At 69.6% G+C, this 21235-nt stretch carries 15 protein-coding genes; 4 read left to right on the top strand and 11 right to left on the bottom strand.

What is annotated here, in order from left to right:
• Window positions 1-83: 83 nt before the first annotated feature.
• The 5 genes from OO54_RS03890 to OO54_RS03870 all read right to left on the bottom strand — a co-directional run bounded on the left by OO54_RS03890 (window position 84) and on the right by OO54_RS03870 (window position 8257).
• Window positions 84-1025, bottom strand: coding sequence for an anti-sigma factor family protein (locus OO54_RS03890; protein WP_033201450.1), 942 nt, complete (start codon window positions 1023-1025; stop codon window positions 84-86).
• A complete protein-coding gene (gene sigM / locus OO54_RS03885) occupies window positions 1022-1732 on the bottom strand; it encodes an RNA polymerase sigma factor SigM (protein ID WP_033201449.1) in 711 nt (236 codons plus the stop codon). Before sigM ends, OO54_RS03890 begins: the two co-directional genes overlap by 4 nt.
• Window positions 1733-1840: 108 nt before the next feature.
• On the bottom strand, window positions 1841-3565 hold the full coding sequence (locus OO54_RS03880) for a protein kinase family protein (protein ID WP_033201448.1): 1725 nt from the start codon (window positions 3563-3565) through the stop codon (window positions 1841-1843).
• A 117-nt stretch (window positions 3566-3682) separates the two neighbouring features.
• Window positions 3683-5875, bottom strand: coding sequence for a murein biosynthesis integral membrane protein MurJ (gene murJ, locus OO54_RS03875; protein ID WP_033201447.1), 2193 nt, complete (start codon window positions 5873-5875; stop codon window positions 3683-3685).
• 45 nt (window positions 5876-5920) lie between these two features.
• The gene (locus OO54_RS03870; protein WP_033201446.1) at window positions 5921-8257 is read right to left on the bottom strand and encodes a DUF6049 family protein; all 2337 of its coding nucleotides are present in this window, start codon (window positions 8255-8257) and stop codon (window positions 5921-5923) included.
• A gap of 179 nt (window positions 8258-8436) precedes the next feature.
• Here OO54_RS03870 and OO54_RS03865 point away from each other — a divergent pair, with 179 nt between their 5' ends.
• On the top strand, window positions 8437-9903 hold the full coding sequence (locus tag OO54_RS03865) for a CCA tRNA nucleotidyltransferase (protein ID WP_200146642.1): 1467 nt from the start codon (window positions 8437-8439) through the stop codon (window positions 9901-9903).
• Between the two features lie 85 nt (window positions 9904-9988).
• Here OO54_RS03865 and OO54_RS03860 read toward each other — a convergent pair whose 3' ends face one another.
• From OO54_RS03860 to OO54_RS03850, 3 genes are all read right to left on the bottom strand, one after another.
• Window positions 9989-11248 carry an MFS transporter gene (locus tag OO54_RS03860; RefSeq protein ID WP_033201444.1) on the bottom strand — a complete coding sequence of 420 codons (1260 nt, stop codon included), beginning with the start codon at window positions 11246-11248 and terminating at the stop codon, window positions 9989-9991.
• Between the two features lie 74 nt (window positions 11249-11322).
• A complete protein-coding gene (locus OO54_RS03855; protein WP_033201443.1) occupies window positions 11323-12405 on the bottom strand; it encodes an inositol-3-phosphate synthase in 1083 nt (360 codons plus the stop codon).
• A gap of 48 nt (window positions 12406-12453) precedes the next feature.
• Window positions 12454-13134 (bottom strand): PadR family transcriptional regulator, encoded by a 681-nt coding sequence (locus tag OO54_RS03850; protein WP_033201442.1) that lies wholly within the window; start codon window positions 13132-13134, stop codon window positions 12454-12456.
• A 369-nt stretch (window positions 13135-13503) separates the two neighbouring features.
• Here OO54_RS03850 and OO54_RS03845 point away from each other — a divergent pair, with 369 nt between their 5' ends.
• Together OO54_RS03845 and OO54_RS03840 are read left to right on the top strand one after the other, a co-directional pair.
• On the top strand, window positions 13504-16236 hold the full coding sequence (locus OO54_RS03845; protein ID WP_078905030.1) for a transglycosylase domain-containing protein: 2733 nt from the start codon (window positions 13504-13506) through the stop codon (window positions 16234-16236).
• A gap of 112 nt (window positions 16237-16348) precedes the next feature.
• Window positions 16349-17875, top strand: a complete 1527-nt coding sequence (locus OO54_RS03840) for a glycosyltransferase family 87 protein (RefSeq protein ID WP_033201441.1) — start codon at window positions 16349-16351, stop codon at window positions 17873-17875.
• A gap of 61 nt (window positions 17876-17936) precedes the next feature.
• Here OO54_RS03840 and OO54_RS03835 read toward each other — a convergent pair whose 3' ends face one another.
• The 3 genes from OO54_RS03835 to OO54_RS03825 form a co-directional block, all read right to left on the bottom strand.
• On the bottom strand, window positions 17937-18968 hold the full coding sequence (locus OO54_RS03835) for an alanine racemase (protein ID WP_017240412.1): 1032 nt from the start codon (window positions 18966-18968) through the stop codon (window positions 17937-17939).
• Window positions 18969-19042: 74 nt separating this feature from the next.
• A complete protein-coding gene (locus OO54_RS03830) occupies window positions 19043-20161 on the bottom strand; it encodes a lipid II:glycine glycyltransferase FemX (RefSeq protein WP_017240413.1) in 1119 nt (372 codons plus the stop codon).
• A gap of 119 nt (window positions 20162-20280) precedes the next feature.
• Window positions 20281-20595 carry a hypothetical protein gene (locus OO54_RS03825; RefSeq protein WP_033201440.1) on the bottom strand — a complete coding sequence of 105 codons (315 nt, stop codon included), beginning with the start codon at window positions 20593-20595 and terminating at the stop codon, window positions 20281-20283.
• A 282-nt stretch (window positions 20596-20877) separates the two neighbouring features.
• Between OO54_RS03825 and rpsF the strand changes: the two genes are divergently transcribed.
• Entirely contained in the window at window positions 20878-21168 is a 291-nt protein-coding gene (gene rpsF / locus OO54_RS03820; RefSeq protein WP_017240415.1) for a 30S ribosomal protein S6, read from the top strand.
• Window positions 21169-21235 lie beyond the last annotated feature (67 nt).

Below are 21235 nucleotides of genomic sequence, written 5' to 3'. Positions count from 1 at the left end.
TCGCTCTCACCCCACCCAACGGATCCTAAGGGGCGTGCATTCCCGAGACCGCCGCACGGCACCGTGGACGGAGCGGAGAGAGGTCAGGAACGTGGGTACGTCTGGCTGAGCAGGATCTCGGCGGCCGGGCCCGCGCCGTCCCCGGACCGGTCGGCGCAGGAGGCGTCGACCACGTATGCCTGGACCCGTGTGCTGTCGGAGGGATCCGGCAGGACCAACAGATAGGCGGGCACGCCCTGGTACTCGCCGCGCTCGTGACCGAGCACCGGGTCGGTACGACCCGTGCCGGCCAGGACACAGCGGGGGACCGCGGCGTCTCGGTTGCGCTGGGGGGTCGAGGGGATGGTCTCGGTGGACATCGACTCGGGACCGATTCCCTGGGGCGTCTTGGCGACGGCGTCCCCCGCCAGGAGCTCGTGGACCCGGTCCTCGACAGGGGCCCCGGAGAAGGGGCTCAGGGCCGCACCGGCGACGGTATCGGCCTTCTTGGTGTCGGACGCGCTGTCGTCGGCGGTCAGGTTCCCCGCCTGGCTCAGGTACAGGCTCGTCCCCAGGATCACGGCGCCGAAAGCGGCACCGAGCGTGGGCAGCAGGGCGATCCGGCGTCGGCGGGGCTTTCCGGGGCGGCCGGGACCCGTGCCGGCACGAGGGCCGCCGGCGGGACGGTCGGGCGCCGGGGAGGGCACGCGGGCCGGGGGTGTGGTCTCGTCCGAAGAGCGCGATGTTTCACGTGAAACAGGGGCTTCGCTTTCGGGCGCGGTGGAGTTGAGAAGGGCCTCGGCGGCGAGAGCGGCGTCGATTCGGCCGGTGATGTCGGCGGGCATGCGGGGAGGCCCGGGAAGGGTGCCCAGGAGGCCACGGATCTCCTCCAGCGACGACCGGACGTCCGCGCAGAGGGGACAGGCGTCCAGGTGCCGACGCACGGCGGTGGAGCGAGTCGGTGACAGGAGCCCCTCGGCCAGATCGGAAATCTCCGAGACGTCCGGGTGCTGTGTGGTGTCGGCCTTGCCGGCCGTGGAAGTCACGTGCGCCCACCTCCGCCCTTCACAGCAGCTGGATCAATCGGTCCGGTATCGCTCGGCCCCGGCACCGTTGGGACGGATGCCCCCGGCGTCCGGTTCCTTCCCCCTTCGGCGGCCTCGTTACCCACCGTGTCGGCGCGCAGATGAGTGACCATCGGCAGGAGGCGTGCGCGGCCACGTGCGCAGCGGCTCTTCACGGTGCCGGTGGGGACGCCGAGGATACGGGCAGCCTCGGCGACGGGGTAACCCTGCATGTCGACCAGGACGAGGGCAGCGCGCTGGTCGGCCGGGATCGCGGCGAGCGCCGCCAGGACCTCGCGGTGGAGGTCCTGACGTTCCACGGGAGCCTCGGCCGATTCATGAGGGTCGAGGAGCTGCTCGAAGCGATCGGTGTCGTCGACGGGCGATGTGCGGCGCGAGGCGGTCTTCCGCGCACGGTCGAGGCAGGCGTTCACCGTGATCCGGTGCAGCCAGGTGGTGACGGCCGACTGGCCGCGGAAGGTATGGGCGGCCCGGAAGGCGGAGATCAGGGCGTCCTGGACGGCGTCAGCGGCCTCCTCGCGGTCCCCCAGGGTTCGCAGGGCCACCGCCCAGAGCCGGTCGCGGTGTCGGCGTACGAGCTCACCGAAGGCATCCGGGTCCCCGGCGACGTGGTTTGCGAGGAGCTCCTCGTCCGTCGTCGGTCGGGGGTCGTCAGCCGCAGGCGCCACGGTTCCCCTCCTCGCTCGGCAGCCGTGCAGGCATTCAATCCGTTCCGTGCCCGGAAGTAAATGAGCGCCGAGCTGGGCTCGGCGCTCATGGAGGGGGCGGCTCCGCGACTACGGGGCGGTTCCCTGGAAGGACACGTTGGTGATCGCCTGCTTGTAGCCGGCTCCGAAGTACTCGTCACCGTTGGAGTACGGCACGGAGGTCAGCCAGAGGAGCACGTAGCGGGTCTTCACCGGCGTCTTGGTCTCCGGCTTAGCCGTCGAGTCCGAGGTCTCGACCGAGGCGATCTTCTTCATGGAGTCCGGGCTGCCGGAAGGGTTCAGCGAGTCCGCGGCGTAGAGCGAGACTGCGGTCTGCGGCCCGCCGTAGCGGAACACTATGGACGCGGACGAGACGTTCTGCTCGCTCCCGAGGTCGTAGACGATGCCGACACCCTGCTTGTACGGGGCCAGGACCGGACCGTCGACGAAGGTCTTCGTCCGCCAGTACGTGGAGCCGTCACTGTCGTAGGTGTCCGCCACGCCGGGGGCGTTCTGCGGCTTCCCGTCGGGTGCGTACTCCTCGGCCGACTGGATCTTCAGCGGCTGGGGAGGCTCGGGCTTCTCGTCGTCGACCGTGGGGGTCGTGACCGGGTTCTTGGGCGAGTTGTCCTGGTCGAGGAGCCGGTCCGCGATCTGCCAGCTGCCGAGTCCCAGCGCGGCGATCAACAGGGCCGAGACGGCCCACTTCAGCGCCCTGCCGGTACGGCTCTGCAGCGGAGGCGGCGGGATGACCACCGACTGGGTCACGGCCGGGCGCGGCTGGGGCCGGCCGTACGTGCCCTGCTGGTACGTCGTGCGCTGGTACTCGGGCGGGGCGGTGTACTCCGGCTCGGGCGGCTTGACGCGGGGCATGGCGGCCACGGCCTTGGCCAGCTCGTCCGGGGTGGTGCAGGGCGGCTCCTGCCGCGAGGCGGTGGCGCCGTCGTTGGCGAGGGCGCGCATGGCGATCTCGGAGAGGCCGCGGTGGACGCCGGCGCGGACCTGGTCGGGCGGGAGCAGGCCGATGCCCTTGGGCAGCCCGGACAGCCCGTGGGCATCGGTGTCGTACGGCCAGCGCTGGGTGAGCGCGGCGTAGAGCAGGGCGCCGATGGCCTCGGTGTCGGTGCGCTGCGGACGCTCGGCGGTGATGCCGCGCAGGGCGGCGTTCACGGCCAGGCCGCGGATCCGGTACTGACCGGTGGAGCTGCGCAGGACGGCGCTCGGGGTGAGCCGGAGGTGGGCGAGGCCTTCGCGGTGAGCGGCTGCCATCGCCTGGGAGACCTGGCTGACGAGTTGATAGGCGTCGTGGGGCTCCAGCGGGCCGGCCGCGAGCAGCGCGGTCAACTCGGTGGAATCCGGCAGCCACTCGTGCACGACGTAGACCAGGTCGTTCTCCTCGACGGCGTCGAGGACCTGGACGAACCGGGGGTCGCCGAGCAGGGCCGAGGAGCGCGCCGCGGCCAGGACCGACCGGGCCCTGGGGTGGTCGGCGGGCAGCAGGTGGACCCCGACGGCACGCCGCAGTTTCTCGTCGACCGCACGCCAACTGCTGAAGCCGTCCAAACGGGTGACGCACTCCTCCAGCCGGTAGCGTCTGGCCAGTTTGTGCCCGCTGTGCAGTTCGGGTGCCGTGATGGAGGGCTGTTCGCCGCTCTGTCGTTCGACCGCCTTGTTCTCCGTGGCTTCGGCGGATTTCTCCGTCGTCTTCTGCTCTTCCGCCACCCCGTCGGTCGCGGCCGTGTCCGCCTTGGCGGTCAGCGGGTCGTCACCGCTGTTGTCGGCCACGTCGACGGCAGTCGTGCTACGTTCCGCCACCGTCGTTCCTGCCTCCCCATCCGTTGCGCCACATCCAACAGCCATGCCAATTGTGCCCACAGTCCGGCGCTCTGCACGACACGCGGTTCCCGCCGATGGTTGTACGGGACCGTCGGGTCAGCGTCCCAGGCGTCCGCGCACCATGCCCACCAGCGTGTTCAACTCCGCGATGCGCATGCGCTTCGCCGCGACGAAGAAGACACCGAGGAGTACCGCTCCGCCGATGAGCAGTGCGACGAGCGAACCGAGGGCACCCTCGCCCAGGAGCTTCAACAGGCCGAAACCGACGGCGCCGGCGACGATCGCGGCGGGCACGGAGGCCATGCAGAGCCGCGCGTAGGTCCGCAGGACGTGCGTGCCGTCCAGGTCGCCGCCCAGCCGGTTGCGGAGGCGGCGCCAGGCGATGCCGACGCCGACGGCGTAAGCGAGCCCGTACGAGGCTGCCATGCCGACGACGGCCCACTGGGCGGGCAGCACGACGTAGCAGACCGCCGAGGCCGCCGCGTTGACGGCGGCGACGATGACCGTGTTGTAGAAGGGCGTCCGGGTGTCCTCGTAGGCGTAGAAGCCGCGGAGGACGACGTACTGGACGGAGTAGGGGATCAGACCGAGGCCGAAGGCCATCAGGATGAAGCCCATGCCCTGGGCCGCTTCGACACCGCTGGAGGCGTAGAGCAGGGTGCACATCGGGACGCCGAGCGCCAGGAAGGCGAAGGACACCGGGACGATCGCGACGGCCGAGTTCCGCAGGCCCTGCGAGATGTCGTCCCGGACGGCGCCGGGGTCGTCGTCGTGGGCGGCACGGGAGATCCGCGGCAGCAGGGCCGCCATGACGGAGACGGTGATGATGGCCTGTGGCATGCCCCAGATGAGCTGGGCGTTGGAGTAGGCGAGGAAGCCCGCGCCGTTCCTTCCGGACTCCTCACCGGCGGCCGTGGCGAGCTGGGTGACGACCAGGACGCCCGCCTGGTTGGCCAGGACGAACAGCACGGTCCACTTGGCCAGCTTGACCGTCTTGCCGAGCCCGTGACCCTTCCAGTCGAAGCGGGGCCGGAAGCGGAAGCCCGTCTCACGGAGGTACGGGATCATCGCCAGGGCCTGGACGACGAGGCCGAGGAGGGTGCCGATGCCCAGCAGGCGGATGCCCTCGTCCGGAATGGTCTGCACGCCCATGTGGGACTCGGCGGAGGTGCCGTAGACCCAGATGAACAGGCCGAAGGTGACGATCATGACGATGTTGTTGAGGACCGGGGTCCACATCATCGCGCCGAACTTGCCGCGGGCGTTCAGGATCTGACCCATCACCACGTGCACACCCATGAAGAAGATCGTGGGCAGGCAGTAGCGGGCGAAGGTGACGGCCACGCTGTTGGCCGCGGCGTCGTCGGCGATGGTGTTCGACATCAGCCGGATCAGCAGCGGCGCGGCGAAGACGGCCAGGGCCACGATCAGGCCGAGCGCCACCATGACGAGGGTGAGCAGGCGGTTGGCGTAGGCCTCGCCGCCGTCCTCGTCGTTCTTCATCGAGCGGACGAGCTGAGGGACGAAGACCGAGTTGAGGCCGCCGCCGACGGTGAGGATGTAGATCATCGTCGGCAGGGTGTAGGCGATGGTGAAGGTGTCACCGAGCAGGGCGGCGCCGAGCGCACCGGTGATCACCAGACTGCGGACGAAGCCGGTGAGCCGGGACACCAGGGTGCCGGCCGCCATGACGGCGCTCGACTTCAGCAGCCCGGAGGCACGGCCGGACTTCTTGGCGGCGGGCGCGGGCAGCGGGTCCGGCTCCGGAGCGGGCGGCGGCACCTGGCCGGGCGTCTGCTGGTCCCGGTAGAGGTGGGCGAAGGCGTCCGGCTCGGGCTCCTCCTCGCCCGCCCGGGTCACCAGGTCGTCGACACCGGTGAACTGGACCGTGCGCGCGTCGTCGCCGTACGGCAGGTGACGGGAAGGGCCCTCGGGCTCGGGCGCCGGCGTCTGCGCCCACACCCGCGGGTCGGGAGCGTGCTGGGGCGCGACCGGCTGCTGGTAGAGCGGCTGCGGCTCCTGGTAGGTACCGGGCGGGGGCGGCGGGTGCGCGGCACGGTCGTACAGGGCCTCGGTCACAGGGTCCTGCGCGGCCAGGTCCTGAGCCCGGTACGGGTCGTGCGTGAAGACGTCCTGGACGTACGGGTCCTGGGTGTGCGGGTTCTGCCCATAAGGGTCGTGCCCCTGCGGGGTCTGCGCGTAGGGCTCGTGCCCCTGCGGGCCGGGGGCACCCTGCGGCGCGGGGCCGCCCGCGCCCTGGCCGCGGTCACCGTCATACGGCGCGTTCATGGTTACCCCACCTCATCGTCCCCGGCCGACCGGCCACGACATCGCTCAACGGTCCACTTTCTCACCCGGGCCCGACGGGCCGCCGCTTTCGGACCCGGTGTCCGGCGTAGGGTCACTCGGCTGCTCGGGTCCGTCCCCGGAGGGTCCGTCTCCTTCGGCCTCGCCTTCGGCGGGCTCTTCGGCCTCGGCCGCCTCCGCCTCGGCGTTCCGTGCCGCGATCCGCTTGCGCTGGGTGTACATGCGTACGCCGGCGAGGACGAGGAGCAGGACGCCTCCCGCGATCACGAGCATCACGGTGGGGGTCATCTCGGAGACCTTCACGTTGAAGGTCATCGGCTGCCCGTAGGGCGTGCCGTCCTCGGTGTAGAGCTGGGCGGTCATCGGCACCTGGCCGTTGACGTTGGCGGAGGCCGTGAACTTCACCGACTGGCTGTGGCCGCCGTTGATCTTCACGGGGAGTTCGGCGAACCCCTCGCCGTTCACCTCCAGCCGGTTCTTGTTGCCGGAGGTGAGGCGCAGCACCAGATGGTCCACGCCCTGCAGCAGCTTGTTCTGCACGGTCACGGGGATGGTCGCGCTGCGGCCGGAGAGCGTGAGGTCCGACTTGTCGACCAGCTGGACGCTCTTGGTGAGCCCCTGGAGGTACTCCAGGACGTTGCTGCGGTAGACCAGGGCCGCTCTGACCTGGCCGCGCCAGGAGACCGACATCTCGCGGTTGATCGCGTTGCCGAACGGCGCCACGACGCGTTCCGGCTGCTCCAGGACGATCTTGAAGTCGTCCAGTTCGTCGCGGGTGGTCTTCATGTCACGGAAGGCCTGGACCGGCAGTTCGCGGGCGCGCAGCTTCTTCGGGTACCGGGAGGTGCTGGGCACCGCGGTCGAGGCGTCAGGGTCGGGCTTGGCCGCGGCGGCGGCGACGAGACCGAGCGGCTGGCTCCAGCGCTTGGCGGAGAGGCCCTGCAGGGCCGTGGCCATGCTCTGGGCCTGGGCGACGGTCGGCGTCCGCTGCGGGGCGACCACCACGCTGCGCTGGTCCTCCGGCTGCTCCAGGGTGATCGCGAGCGACTGGGCGAGGAACTCCTGGACCGCGAGCGTGGAACTCTCCGCGCGGACCATGTCGCCGTCGAAGGTGGTGGAGAGGACGGCGTCGCTCACCACGGCCGTGGTGCTGCCGTTGCCCAGCGGGCGGGCAGCCGTGGGCGTGTAGGAGAGGTCGTCGCGGACGCTGTCGCTGCGGGCGATCACCTTGTCCGCGCCCGCCGAGGTCGCGACCGCCACGATGGAGGGGTCGACGGCGCCTTCGACGGGCCAGGCGAAGTCGGTGGACGGCCGGAGGTGGAGGACGGTCTCGACGGTCGTCCCGGCGAGGTCGGTCGCCGACTGGAGGTGCCCCAGCGATCCGGGGACGTCCTTGCCGTGATGGGCGAGGGAGGCGAGGTCGGGGTCGGCGAAGGGCAGGGCGATGACCTCGCGCCCCTGGACCGCCTTCTCCAGAGCGTTCAGCCACTGCTCGGCGACGTCCTTGTTTTTCCCGGGGACGTGCAGGGTGCCGTCCTTGACCCGGTAACCGTTCGCCATGGCGTCGACGGTGGCCAGCAGGTCGGGATCGAGCACCCAGGTGACGGGCAGGTCCTTGCCGAGCGCGACCAGCTGGTCCAGGCGCCCGCCCGGGCGCAGCTCGGCGGCCAGGGCGTCGTCCTCGAACACCGGGGTCTGCTGGTCGTCCGTGGCCGTCTCCGCCGAGACGTGGGAGGAGGAGATCAGCGGCCAGAGGTAGGTCAGCTGGGTCTTCTTCTTGGTGGCCTCGGGCTGGTACGGCAGGAAGGTCCGCTCGATGCCGAGGACCCGGTCGGATCCCTGGTCGGAGGTGTCCCCGGTGAGGGAGACGCCCAGCTGGTAGACGCCCGCGTCGTCGAGGCCGAGGTCGGAGACCGGGACGGACAGCGAGAAATCCGCGCTGAGGCCGGCGCCGAGGCGGGGAATCCTGACGGTGGGGCCGTCCTCGAGCGCAGCGGGGTCGCTGTCGTACCGGTACCCGGTGCGTCCCGTCACCTGCTCGATCTCGCTGCGGCTCGTCATCCGCGGCCCGACGCGCAGGTCGACGGTCGCGTCGGTGACGGTCTTCTTCCCCCGGTTGGTCACCGTTCCGGTGACCGTGACGGTGTCCCCTTCGACAGGGGTGTTCGGAGTCAGGGTGTCGAGCGACACATCGACGGTCCTGGATCCGGTGCCTTCCTCGGCGGCGATCGCAGGGGCCGCGACGGCCGGGGCCTGGAGCAGTCCGGCGAGGAGCGGCGCCCCGAAGGCGACGGTGATCGTGCGCCGCAGCCATCGGCGGGCAGGTGAGGGACCGGTTCCCTGGATGTCTGCCGCCTCGGCCACGCGTTCGCCCGTCCTCGTCGTTGTCAGTGGTGCCAGTGGTGTCGATGATTCCCGGTTGCTGTGTCCAGGCATGGTAACGAGGCACGCTGGGGGCAAGTGCCGGGGACTGCTCCAGCCGATCTCTCCCCGCGGGAAATCGGGGACGTCGCGGCGAGCCGGGGCACGTACCCTTTTCTGTTGTGCCGAACGCCAACGAAGACACCACGACTGCACTGAGCCAGGTGCAACGCCGCGCGGTCAGTGAACTGCTGCGTGTGTCCCCTGTCGCCGACGACCTCGCCCGCCGCTTCCAGGATGCCGGGTTCAGCCTCGCGCTGGTCGGTGGCTCGGTACGGGACGCGCTCCTCGGCCGGCTCGGCAACGACCTGGACTTCACCACCGACGCCCGCCCCGAGGACGTACTGAAGATCGTCCGTCCGTGGGCCGACGCCGTGTGGGAGGTCGGAATCGCCTTCGGGACGGTCGGCTGCCAGAAGGACGCTCGCGTCGGAGACGTCGATCAGCGCTTTGAGATCGAGGTCACGACGTACCGCTCGGAGGCGTACGACCGGACCTCGCGCAAGCCCGAGGTCTCCTACGGCGACTCCATCGAGGCGGACCTCGTCCGGCGTGACTTCACCGTCAACGCCATGGCCGTGGCCCTGCCCGAGAAGACGTTCATCGACCCGTACGGCGGCCTTGAGGATCTCGCCGCCCGAGTGCTGCGTACGCCGGGTACGCCGGAGGAGTCCTTCTCCGACGACCCCCTGCGGATGATGCGGGCCGCGCGGTTCGCCGCGCAGCTCGACTTCGAGGTCGCGCCCGAGGTGGTCACGGCCATGACGGAGATGTCCGGCCGGATCGAGATCGTCTCCGCCGAGCGGATCCGTGAGGAGCTCAACAAGCTGCTGCTCTCGGCACACCCCCGTGAGGGCCTCGGTCTCCTCGTGGACACGGGCCTCGCCGAGCACGTCCTGCCCGAGCTGCCTTCGCTGCGACTGGAGAGTGACGAGCACCACCGGCACAAGGACGTCTATGAGCACTCGCTGACCGTGCTCGACCAGGCGATCGACCTGGAGGAGGACGGGCCCGACCTGGTGCTGCGCCTCGCGGCCCTGCTCCACGACATCGGGAAGCCGCGTACGCGTCGTTTCGAGAAGGACGGCCGCGTCTCCTTCCACCACCACGAGGTGGTGGGCGCGAAGATGACCAAGAAGCGCATGACCGCGCTCAAGTACTCCAACGAGATGATCAAGGACGTCTCGCGGCTGGTGGAGCTGCACCTTCGCTTCCACGGCTACGGGACCGGCGAGTGGACGGACTCCGCCGTGCGCCGCTACGTCCGTGACGCCGGCCCGATGCTCTCCCGGCTGCACAAGCTGACCCGCTCGGACTGCACCACGCGGAACAAGCGGAAGGCCTCCGCGCTCTCCCGTGCCTACGACGGCCTGGAGGACCGCATCGCCCAGCTCCAGGAGCAGGAGGAGCTGGACGCGATCCGCCCCGACCTCGACGGCAACCAGATCCAGGAGATCCTCGACATCGGCCCCGGTCCGGCCATCGGTCAGGCGTACAAGTTCCTGCTGGAGCTCCGCCTGGAGAACGGGCCGATGGAGCACGACGAGGCCGTCGCCGCACTCAGGGAGTGGTGGGCAGCTCAGGGCTGAGCCGTATCGCGCGGGGCAGGCCGTTGTTTCACGTGAAACAGCGACGCCCTCCGCGCCGGGAAGGGGTGGTGTTTCACGTGAAACATCACCCCTTCGTGCGTTCCCGCCACAGGGCCCCGGCGGTCGCCGCGTAGATCGCGGCCACCAGCACGACGAGAAGGGGGGAACGGCCGTCGGGTGGCAGCATCAGCGCGGCGACGCCGGCCGCACCCACGAAGGCGACGTTGAACAGCACGTCGTAGAGGGAGAAGACCCGTCCTCGGTAGGCGTCGTCGACGGCCGTCTGCACCACCGTGTCCGTCGCGATCTTGGAGCCCTGGGTGACCAGTCCCAGGATGAAGGCGGTCACGAGGAAGGGCACCGGGGCGAAGGTCAGGCAGAGTGCCGGCTCGACGACGGCGGCCACGACCGCGCACAAGGTCATCCAGCCGAAGGGACCGAGCCGTCCCACCCCCCAGGGGGAGAGGAGGGCGGCTGCGAAGAACCCCGCGCCCGAGGCGGCGACGGCGAGCCCGAGGAGGCCGAGGCCCTCGGAGTCGGTGGAGCTCCAGGCGTAGCGGCAGAGCATGAGCACGGTGACGAGAAGGGCGCCGTAACAGAAGCGCATGAGGCCCACCGCGATGAGAGCCCGCGCGGCGGACCGGCGCTCGGCGAGGTGCCGCAACCCGCTCGCCAGTCCGTGGGCGGTCGAGGCCAGTGCCGAGCCGAGCCGTTGCGGGACGAGGCCCGGGTCCGGCCCCAGGAGTTCTCGGGGCATCCGCAGGGAGGCCAGCGCGGAGCAGAGGTAGAGCAGGGCGCCGAAGGCCACCACGGCCGCGTCGGAGTCGTCGGCGATCAGCCGGACGCCGAACGCGAGACCACCGCCGAGCGTCGCGGCGAGCGTTCCCGCGGTCGGCGAGAGCGAGTTCGCCACGACCAGTCGCTCTTCGTCGACGACCCTGGGCAGCGAGGCCGAGAGCCCGGCGAGGACGAAGCGGTTGACGGCCGTGACGGAGAGGGCGGAGACGTAGAAGAGCCAGTCGGGCACGGTGGCGAGGACCAACATGGCGGTCCCGCAGGCGAGCAGGGCGCGGAGGAGGTTCCCGTAGAGGAAGACCTGACGCCGTTGCCAGCGGTCGAGGAGCACGCCGGCGAAGGGCCCGACGACCGAGTACGGGAGCAGGAGCACGGCCATGGCCGAGGCGATGGCTGCGGGGGAGGTCTGCTTCTCCGGGGAGAAGACGACGTACGTGGCCAGGGCCACCTGATAGACGCCGTCGGCGCACTGCGAGAGCAGGCGAACGGCGAGCAGGCGGCGGAAGTTCGTCACGCGCAGGAGTACGCGCAGATCACGTACGACGGACATGGCGCAAGACTCACATACGAAGAGGGCCCCCGGGCAGTGCCTCGGGGACCCTCGATCGACAAGCGTGCGGCGCTTTAGCGCTCGACCTCACCCTTGATGAACTTCTCGACGTTGGCCAGGGCCTCGTCGTCGAAGTACTGGACCGGCGGGGACTTCATGAAGTACGAGGACGCGGAGAGGATCGGGCCGCCGATGCCGCGGTCCTTGGCGATCTTCGCGGCGCGCAGGGCGTCGATGATGACACCCGCGGAGTTCGGGGAGTCCCACACCTCGAGCTTGTACTCGAGGTTCAGCGGGACGTCGCCGAACGCGCGGCCCTCGAGGCGGACGTACGCCCACTTGCGGTCGTCCAGCCAGGCCACGTAGTCCGACGGGCCGATGTGGACGTTCTTCTCGCCCAGCTCGCGGTCGGGGATCTGCGAGGTGACGGCCTGCGTCTTCGAGATCTTCTTGGACTCCAGGCGCTCGCGCTCGAGCATGTTCTTGAAGTCCATGTTGCCGCCGACGTTCAGCTGCATGGTGCGCTCGAGGCGGACACCGCGGTCCTCGAAGAGCTTCGCCATGACGCGGTGCGTGATGGTGGCGCCGACCTGCGACTTGATGTCGTCACCGACGATCGGGACACCGGCCTCGGTGAACTTGTCCGCCCACTCCTTGGTGCCGGCGATGAAGACCGGGAGGGCGTTGACGAAGGCGACCTTGGCGTCGATGGCGCACTGCGCGTAGAACTTCGCGGCGGCCTCGGAACCCACGGGCAGGTAGCAGACGAGCACGTCGACCTGCTGGTCCTTCAGGACCTGGACGACGTCGACCGGGGCCTCGGCGGACTCCTCGATGGTCTGGCGGTAGTACTTGCCCAGGCCGTCGAGGGTGTGGCCACGCTGAACCGTGACGCCCGAGTTCGGGACGTCGCAGATCTTGATGGTGTTGTTCTCGCTGGCGCCGATGGCGTCGGAGAGGTCGAGGCCGACCTTCTTCGCGTCGACGTCGAAGGCGGCGACGAACTCGACGTCACCGACGTGGTAGTCGCCGAACTGGACGTGCATCAGGCCGGGCACCTTGGTCGCCGGGTCGGCGTCCTTGTAGTACTCGACGCCCTGCACCAGCGAGGCGGCGCAGTTGCCCACGCCGACGATGGCTACGCGAACCGAACCCATTCCGGTTGCTCCCTGTTTGATCGTGGAAGCCCTGCTGTGCGCAGGGTTTCACTTGGCGGTGTCGTCGGACGGATCCGGCCGGGTACTGCCCCCGTGCCGGGGCAGGCCGCCCGTTTCTCCAGAATCGTTGTCGTGCAGAGCGGGGGCGTCGGGGCCGGATCGCTGATCCCGCCCTGCCCGCTCGCTCTCGATGAGCTCGTTCAGCCAGCGCACTTCGCGCTCCACGGACTCCATGCCGTGGCGCTGCAGCTCAAGCGTGTAGTCGTCGAGGCGCTCGCGGGTCCGGGCCAGGGAGGCGCGCATCTTCTCGAGGCGCTCCTCCAGCCGGCTGCGGCGGCCTTCCAGGACCCGCATCCGCACCTCGCGTTCGGTCTGACCGAAGAAGGCGAATCGGGCGGCGAAGTGCTCGTCCTCCCAGGCGTCCGGGCCCGTGTGGGAGAGGAGCTCCTCGAAGTGCTCCTTACCGGCCGGCGTCAACCGGTAGACGATCTTGGCCCGGCGTCCTGCGAGTGAAGCGGCCAGGGCCTCCTCCGGAGCGCTGCCCGGCTCCTCGATCAACCAGCCGTTGGTGACCAGCGTCTTGAGGCAGGGGTACAGCGTTCCGTAGCTGAAGGCCCGGAAGACGCCCAGCGAGGTGTTGAGGCGCTTCCGCAGCTCGTACCCGTGCATGGGGGCCTCGCGGAGCAGGCCGAGAACGGCGAACTCGAGGATGCCCGAGCGCCTGCTCATCCGTCGCCTCCTCCGCTTCCCCGGCCCTTATGCCGTGCTGATGTATCGACTCGATACATCAGCACGATAGAACGGCCCGACTGTCTCGACAAGTGGGACCGCCGTGACCGGCGTCACATCGTCAATTCACAGGGATCGACTTGCCTGATTTGGGTGGAAGTCCGGCTCTCCGTGGGTTTTGGCCGTGCGTAGGCTGTGCGGCATGCAGACCACCGGGAACCGAGCGATGCCGTGGGGCGTCAGTGCTGCGGGTGACCGGCTGCGGTACGGATGGGCCTCCGATGGGGTGCCGTGCGTGCACATTTCGGGGGGACCGGAACTCAACTGCCGCTTCCAGGCGTACGCGCCTGCCCGAGGAGTAGTCGTTCGATGAGCGAGCATCGTCGCAAAATGCCGCCGCAGCAGCCGCCGACGGGTGGGCGCGCGGCGGTACGGCGCGCTGCCCAGCAGCCGGTGGGCCGCGGGTCGGCCCATGACGTAGGTATGGGGGCCCCTTCGGCCTCGTACGGTCCACCCTCCTCCCATGGGGAGGAGGAGCGCCCCTACGGCGGCCGCGCGGAGGCCCGCCGGGCCGCCCAGCGCGGCAGCCGCCGCAAGGGCGCCGACAACGGCCCCGGAGGCCCTGGTGGCCCCGGCGGAGGCGGCCGGCGCGGGGGCGGCGGTGGCGGCAGCGGTCCGGGGCGGGGCTCCGGCGGTCGCCCGCCGGGCAAGAAGCGGATCATCGACTATCCGCGGTACGACAAGCACGGCTGGCGTCGCTGGATGCCGTCGTGGAAGCTCGTGACGGGCACGTTCCTGTTCTTCGCGGCCAGCCTGATGGGTGCTGCCGCCATCGCGTACTCGCGGGTGGAGATTCCCGACCAGGCGCTGACCGCGACGTCGCAGAACAACATCTACTACTGGGCCGACAAGACCCGCATGGTCGCGACCGGCAGCGGTACCAACCGCCAGATCGTGCCCATCGAGCAGATCCCGACGTCGATGCAGAACGCGGTGATCTCGGCGGAGAACAAGACCTTCTGGGACGACCGCGGAGTCGACCCGATGGGTATCGCCCGCGCCGTGTGGAACATGGCCAAGGGTGGCGAGACCCAGGGCGGCTCGACCATCACCCAGCAGTACGTGAAGAACAACCGCCTCGACGACCAGTCGCAGACCGTCACCCGGAAGGTGAAGGAACTCTTCATCTCCATGAAGGTCGGCAACGAGGTCGAGAAGCGCGACATCATGGCCGGCTACCTGAACACCTCGTACTACGGACGAGGTGCCTACGGCATCCAGGCGGCGGCCCGCGCGTACTTCAACAAGGACGCCAAGGACCTCGACCCCAGCCAGTCGGCGCTGCTCGCCGCGGTGCTGAAGGGCGCGACGTACTACGACCCCGCCGGCTACCCCGAGATCGACCCTCGGGCCACCGCCGAGGCGAACACGGAACGCGCCACCATCCGGTGGAAGTGGATCCTCGACGAGATGCAGAAGGACGGGCGTCTCACGGCCGAGGAGCGGGCGAAGTACACCACCTTCCCCAAGGTGAAGAAGCCCGGCCAGAGCGCCAACCTGGGCGGCCAGATCGGCTACCTGGTCAGGACCGCCAACGCGAACATCAAGAGCCAGTTCGGGATCAGCGTCAAGGACCTGGAACGCGGCGGCTACGAGATCTTCACCACCTTCGAGAAGGACAAGGTGAACGCGCTCGAGAAGTCGGTCAAGAAGATCCTCGACACCAAGATCGACCCGAAGGCGCGCCCGGAGGACGACACGCACGTCCAGTTCGGTGGTGCCTCCGTCGACACGGCCACCGGGAAGATCGTCGCCCTCTACGGAGGTCCCGACGCCACCAAGCACTTCACCAACAACGCCGACGCCACCGGCGCCATGGTCGGATCGACGTTCAAGCCCTTCGTGCTCGCCGCCGCCATGAAGTACGGCGTCCGGGACCCGAAGCTCGGCGCGGTCCAGGACGAGTCCAGCCGCAAGATCCTGGACCCGGACAAGAGCCGCTACAACGGCAAGGACGAGCTGGTCATCCGGAAGTACAACGGTGACATCTGGCTCGACGGCAGCGGCAAGGAGTGGAGGCAGAGCAACGACGAGAACGCCAGCTACGGCGGCATCTCGCTGCGCCGGGCCATGGTCCGTTCCGCCAACTCGCCGTACGTGCAGCTCGGCATGGACATCGGCATCGACAAGGTCCGCCAGTCCGCCGTCGACTCCGGTCTCCTCGAGAGCTCGCTCGTCCAGGGCGAGGTGCCCTCGTTCTCCCTCGGCATCTCCAGCCCGAGCGCCATCCGCATGGCCGGTGCCTACTCGACCTTCGCCAACGGGGGCAAGCAGAACGACCCCTACTCGGTGGAGAGCATCAAGAAGGAGGGCGTCGTCATCAAGAAGCACGAGGCGGCGACCAAGCAGCCCTTCTCGCCGGCGATCGCCAGCCAGGTCACCGACGTGCTCCGTGACGTCGTGGACGACCCCGAGGGCACCGGTACGAAGGCACGCATCCCCGGGCGCGCCGTGGCCGGCAAGACGGGTACGACCGACGACAACATGTCGGCCTGGTTCGTGGGATACACCGCCCAGCTGGCGACCGCGATCGACATGTACCGCTACGACGACGACGACACGAAGAAGGACCGCAAGTTCGAGGACATGTACGGCACCGGCGGCCAGGAGAAGATCCACGGTTCGTCGTTCCCGTCGCGGATCTGGCAGGACTACATGTCGCAGGCGGTCGAGGGCATGCCGCTCGTGAAGTTCCCCGAGCCGATGGACATCGAGAACGCAGAGCCCGTCTTCGGCGGCGGTGCCACCAGCCCGACGCCTACGCCGACGGCCACGCCGACTCCCACCGACTCGATGTCGCCGTCGACGACCCCGCCGGCGACCGCGACCACGACTCCCCCGGCGACCAGGACCCCCAAGCCGGGCAAGACGACCTGTGACGTCTGGGACTGGGACTGCAACAACCCGGGCAACCCGGGAGGCAGCACGGGCGAGCCCACGACCACGCCGCCCAGTGGGGAGTCGCCGACGCCGACCGACACGGCGACCGACGAGAGCGGCGGCGGGAACGGCAGACCCGGCGGCGGGACCTGGATCCCCTGATCCTCCGCCCGGACACGCTCCGAGGGCCGTCGCGTCCGCTCCGTACCTTCCGTACGGAACGGCCGCGGCGGCCCTCGCCGTTTTCACGGGGACATACGGCAGGATGTCCCCCATGCCGAGCCTCCAGAAGACGAGCGCGCCGCAGGACCGGCCGCAGGGCCGCTCTCGGACGGTCATCCCCACCCACCGGGACAAGGTGGCCGCCGCGGGCAGCGAACTGATCGGCGGCCCCTACGGGCGCCGGGCGTTGTCCGGCACCGGGCAGCTCACGCCCGTGCGGGTGATCGCCCTCGTGGCCATCGGCATGTTCGCCCTCGGCATGGTGCAGAAGCTGCCCTGCTACAACTGGGCCTGGTTCCGCGGGACGACCTCCCAGTACACCCACGCCTGCTACTCCGACATCCCCCACCTCTTCGCCGGGCGGGGCTTCGCGGACGGCCTGGTGCCCTACTTCGACCGGCTGGGCGGCGACATACCGTTCCTGGAGTACCCGGTCCTGACGGGGCTGTTCATGGAGGTCGCGGCCTGGCTGACGCCGGGGGGCGGCGATCCGGCCGAGAACGAGCGCGCGTACTGGCTGGCCAACGCGGGCCTGCTGATGGTCTGCGCGGCCGTCCTCGCGGTCTGCGTGAGCCGCACGCACCGCCTGCGCCCCTGGGACGGGCTCCTGGTGGCCCTGGCGCCCTCGGTCGCGCTCACCGCCACGATCAACTGGGACATACTGGCCGTCGCGCTGACCGCCGCCGCCGTCCTGATGTGGTCGCGTGGACGGCCGCTGGCCTTCGGCATCCTGCTCGGCCTGGCCACCGCCGCCAAGTTCTACCCGATACTGCTCCTCCTGCCCCTGCTGCTGCTCTGTGCCCGGGCCGGGAAATGGCGGGAGTACGGGACCGCGGTGCTCGGGGCCGGCGGCGCATGGCTGGTCGTGAACCTGCCCGTGATGCTGCTCGCTCCCGAGGGCTGGAAGCAGTTCTACCTGTTCAGCCGGGACCGGAACGTCGACTTCGGATCGATCTGGCTGCTGGTCAGCCAGCGGACGGGGACGACGATCCCGCCGGAGCGGGCCAACCTGTACGCGCTGCTCCTGATGGCGGTGGCCGCGGTCGGGCTCGCCTGCCTGGCGTTCACGGCGCCCCGCCGGCCCCGCTTCGTCCAGCTGGCCTTCCTGATCGTCGCCGCGTTCGTGCTCACCAACAAGGTCTACTCGCCGCAGTACGTCCTGTGGCTGGTCCCGCTGGCGGCGCTCGCCCGGCCCCGCTGGCGCGACTTCCTGGTCTGGCAGGCGTGCGAGGTCGTGTACTTCCTCGGCATCTGGATGTACCTGGCGTTCACGAGCAGCGGCAACAAGCAGGGACTGCCGGTGGACGGCTACCAGTTCGCGATCGTCCTGCACCTGCTGGGCACCCTGTACCTGTGCGCGATGGTCGTACGCGACATCCTGGCGCCCGAGAAGGATCCGGTGCGGCAGGACGGCTCGGACGACCCCTCGGGCGGCGTCCTGGACGGCGCGGAGGACACCTTCGTGACGGGACGGGCCGCGCGTCCGGCCCGGCACGCCGCCCCGGGCATGGAGGAGGGGCAGCGGGTCAGCTGGGGCACCTCCGACGACCCGAACTACCCCTGGGGCGCCCCCGAATAGCCCCGAGAACGGACGATCCCCCGGGAGCAGGGCTCCCGGGGGATCGTCCGTTCCGGCCGGCTCAGCGCTCGACGAGCCGGTCGAACTGCGTCGTGGTGTGGCGGAGATGGGCCACGAGCTCGTCGCCGACCCGGGGCTCCTCGGCGTCGGAGGGCACGAACAGGATCGACACCTGCATGTGCGGCGGCTCGGCGAACCAGCGCTGCTTCCCGGCCCAGACGAAGGGCGAGAGGTTCCGGTTGACGGTGGCGAGGCCGGCCCGGGCGACGCCCTTGGCGCGCGGCATGACGCCGTGCATCGCCTTGGGAGCCTCAAGGCCCACGCCGTGCGACGTGCCGCCGGCGACGACGACCAGCCAGCCGTCCGAAGCGGCCTTCTGCTGGCGGTAGCCGAACCGGTCGCCCTTGGCCACCCGGGTCACGTCGAGGACCGCTCCGCGGTACTCGGTGGCCTCGTGGTCGCCCAGCCAGAGCCGGGTGCCGATCCGGGCGCGGAACCGGGTCTGCGGGAACTGCTGCTGGAGCCGGGCCTGCTCGTCGGCCCGCAGGTGGCTCACGAACATGGTGTGCAGCGGCAGCCGCGCGGCCCGCAGGCGGTCCATCCAGCCGATGACCTCCTCGACCGCGTCCGTGCCGTCCGGGCGGTCCAGGGGGAGGTGGAGGGCGAAGCCCTCCAGGCGGACGTCCTCGATGGCCGAGTGGAGCTGCTGGAGCTCCTCCTCGTGGACGCCGTGCCGCTTCATCGAGCTCATGCACTCGATCACGACCCGGGCGCCCACCAGGGCACGGACGCCGTCCACGGACGACACGGAGCGGATCACCCGGTCGGGCAGCGGAACCGGTTCCTCACCGCGGCGGAACGGGGTGAGGACCAGCAGGTCGCCGCCGAACCAGTCCTTGATCTTCGCGGCCTCGTAGGTGGTGCCCACGGCGAGCATGTCGGAGCCGAACCGGGCCGCCTCGTCCGCGAGACGCTCGTGCCCGAAGCCGTACCCGTTGCCCTTGCAGACCGGGATGAGGCCGGGGAACTGGTCGATGACGGTCTTCTGGTGCGCGCGCCAGCGAGCGGTGTCGACGTAGAGGGAGAGCGCCATGGCCGGCCCGGAACCTTTCTGGTGGCAGCGGTGTATCAAAGATGTGTACGAGACTACGAAAGCCTACGGAACCCTCAGCGGCGCGACATGTAGATGTCGAGCGCCTTGTGGAGCAGCTTGTTCAGCGGGAAGTCCCACTCGCCGACGTACTCGACGGCCTCGCCGCCCGTACCCACCTTGAACTGGATGAGCCCGAACAGGTGGTCGGTCTCGTCGAGCGAGTCCGAGATGCCCCGCAGGTCGTAGACGGTCGCGCCCATCGCGTAGGCGTCGCGCAGCATCCGCCACTGCATCGCGTTCGAGGGCCGGACCTCACGGCCGATGTTGTCGGAGGCGCCGTACGAGTACCAGACGTGGCCGCCGACCACGAGCATGGTCGCGGCGGAGAGGTTCACGCCGTTGTGGCGGGCGAAGTAGAGCCGCATGCGGTTGGGGTCCTCGCTGTTGAGGACGGTCCACATGCGCTGGAAGTACGAGAGCGGGCGCGGCCGGAAGTGGTCGCGGACGGCCGTGATCTCGTAGAGGCGCTGCCACTCGGCCAGGTCCTCGTAGCCGCCCTGGACGACCTCGACGCCGGCCTTCTCGGCCTTCTTGATGTTCCGGCGCCACAGCTGGTTGAAGCCCTTGAGGACGTCGTCGAGCGAGCGGTTCGCGAGCGGGACCTGGAAGACGTAGCGGGGCTGCACGTCGCCGAATCCGGCGCCGCCGTCCTCGGCCTGCTGCCAGCCCATCTTCCGCAGCCGGTCCGCGACTTCGAAGGCGCGCGGCTCGATGTGGGTGGCCTCGACGTCCTTGAGGCGCTTCACGTCCGGGTCCTGGATGCCGGCCTTGATGGCGGCCGAGTCCCAGCGCCGGATGACGACCGGGGGGCCCATCTTCACGGAGAAGGCGCCCTGGTGCTTGAGGTGCGCCAGCATCGGCTGCAGCCAGTCGTCGAGGTTGGGCGCGTGCCAGTTGATGACCGGGCCCTCGGGCAGATAGGCGAGGTAGCGCTTGATCTTCGGGAGCTGGCGGTAGAGCACCAGACCGGCGCCGACGAGCTCACCGGACTTGTCGAACCAGCCGAGGTTCTCCGAGCGCCACTCGGTCTTCACATCAGCCCACGCCGGGACCTGGCAGTGGCTCGCCGCGGGCTGGCTCTGGATGAATGCCAGATGCTGCTCACGGCTGATGGTCCTCAGGGTCAGGCTCATGCGGGGCGCTCCTCGGCAGGTGTGTCCCCATCGGTCAGGGGCTCCGGCTCTCGCGCCGAAGCCTACTGTGACCGAGGAGCGCCCCGAATGGGTGCGTGTGCCCCGACGTGCCGCTGGGCTCAGCTGATGACGCCGCCGAAGAGGCCACCGTGCGCCATGCCGAGATAGAAGCCGAACGCCGAGGCGCCGAGTCCCAGGATCAGCAGGAAGCGTTCGCGGGTCGTCACGGAGATGAACTGTCCGTAGGCACCGGTCAGGATGCCGATCAGGCCCGACCAGGAGCTCAGCAGGTGCAGGTTGTCGAACTGAGCGGTGACGAAGGAGAGGACCCCCAGGACCAGCGTCACGCCGACCAGGGTGTCCTGGAGGGGGTGGGGCTTGCCGTCGGTCGCGAAGAGGGAGTGGCCGGGGTCGGGTCGCATTGCCTGTGCCATGGGGCACCTCCTGGCGTTGCTGCACGAGGGCGGCGCATTATGGCGCCGCCGACTTCCGTTGTGTACAGATTGCGTCCCCTCACCGGGGAATTTCAACCGCAGGCCGATGTGCGGGTACTCTGTACAGCTGCGCCGGTGTCTGCCCAGGTCCCTCCGGGATCCCGACGGCCCCCTCGTTCGCCGAGGGGATTGTCAGTGGTGGTGGATACCGTTGCTCACGCATCACGACCCTCCTGCCACGGAACGACCGTGGCCGCTGAGTCCAAAGGAGGTGGGTTCCACATGCGTCACTACGAGGTGATGGTCATCCTCGACCCCGATCTGGAGGAGCGCGCTGTCGCCCCCCTGATCGAGAACTTCCTCTCCGTCGTCCGTGAGGCGAACGGAAAGGTCGAGAAGGTCGACACCTGGGGCCGTCGTCGTCTCTCGTACGAGATCAAGAAGAAGCCCGAGGGCATCTACTCGGTCATCGACCTGCAGGCCGAGCCTGCGGTCGTCAAGGAGCTCGACCGCCAGATGAACCTGAACGAGTCGGTCCTCCGGACCAAGGTCCTCCGTCCCGAGACCCACTGAGCTTCTAGCTCAGAGGTCATCGGGTCCGAGTAGCAACAAAGCAGCCAGAAGCAAACCCGCCGAGAGG

The organism is Streptomyces wedmorensis, from assembly GCF_000716445.1.
Lineage (GTDB): Bacteria > Actinomycetota > Actinomycetes > Streptomycetales > Streptomycetaceae > Streptomyces > Streptomyces wedmorensis.
The sequence above is the reverse complement of the archived record's forward strand: the minus strand, read 5'-3'. Positions and strand labels throughout refer to the sequence as shown.

Coding starts and splice junctions, on each gene's coding strand:
- OO54_RS03825 (WP_033201440.1), bottom strand. CDS start 20,595: ATGGCACAGGCAATGCGACCCGACCCCGGCCACTCCCTCTTCGCGACC.
- OO54_RS03830 (WP_017240413.1), bottom strand. CDS start 20,161: ATGAGCCTGACCCTGAGGACCATCAGCCGTGAGCAGCATCTGGCATTC.
- murJ (WP_033201447.1), bottom strand. CDS start 5,875: ATGAACGCGCCGTATGACGGTGACCGCGGCCAGGGCGCGGGCGGCCCC.
- rpsF (WP_017240415.1), top strand. CDS start 20,878: ATGCGTCACTACGAGGTGATGGTCATCCTCGACCCCGATCTGGAGGAG.
- OO54_RS03835 (WP_017240412.1), bottom strand. CDS start 18,968: ATGGCGCTCTCCCTCTACGTCGACACCGCTCGCTGGCGCGCGCACCAG.
- OO54_RS03845 (WP_078905030.1), top strand. CDS start 13,504: ATGAGCGAGCATCGTCGCAAAATGCCGCCGCAGCAGCCGCCGACGGGT.
- OO54_RS03840 (WP_033201441.1), top strand. CDS start 16,349: ATGCCGAGCCTCCAGAAGACGAGCGCGCCGCAGGACCGGCCGCAGGGC.
- OO54_RS03850 (WP_033201442.1), bottom strand. CDS start 13,134: ATGAGCAGGCGCTCGGGCATCCTCGAGTTCGCCGTTCTCGGCCTGCTC.
- OO54_RS03860 (WP_033201444.1), bottom strand. CDS start 11,248: ATGTCCGTCGTACGTGATCTGCGCGTACTCCTGCGCGTGACGAACTTC.
- OO54_RS03855 (WP_033201443.1), bottom strand. CDS start 12,405: ATGGGTTCGGTTCGCGTAGCCATCGTCGGCGTGGGCAACTGCGCCGCC.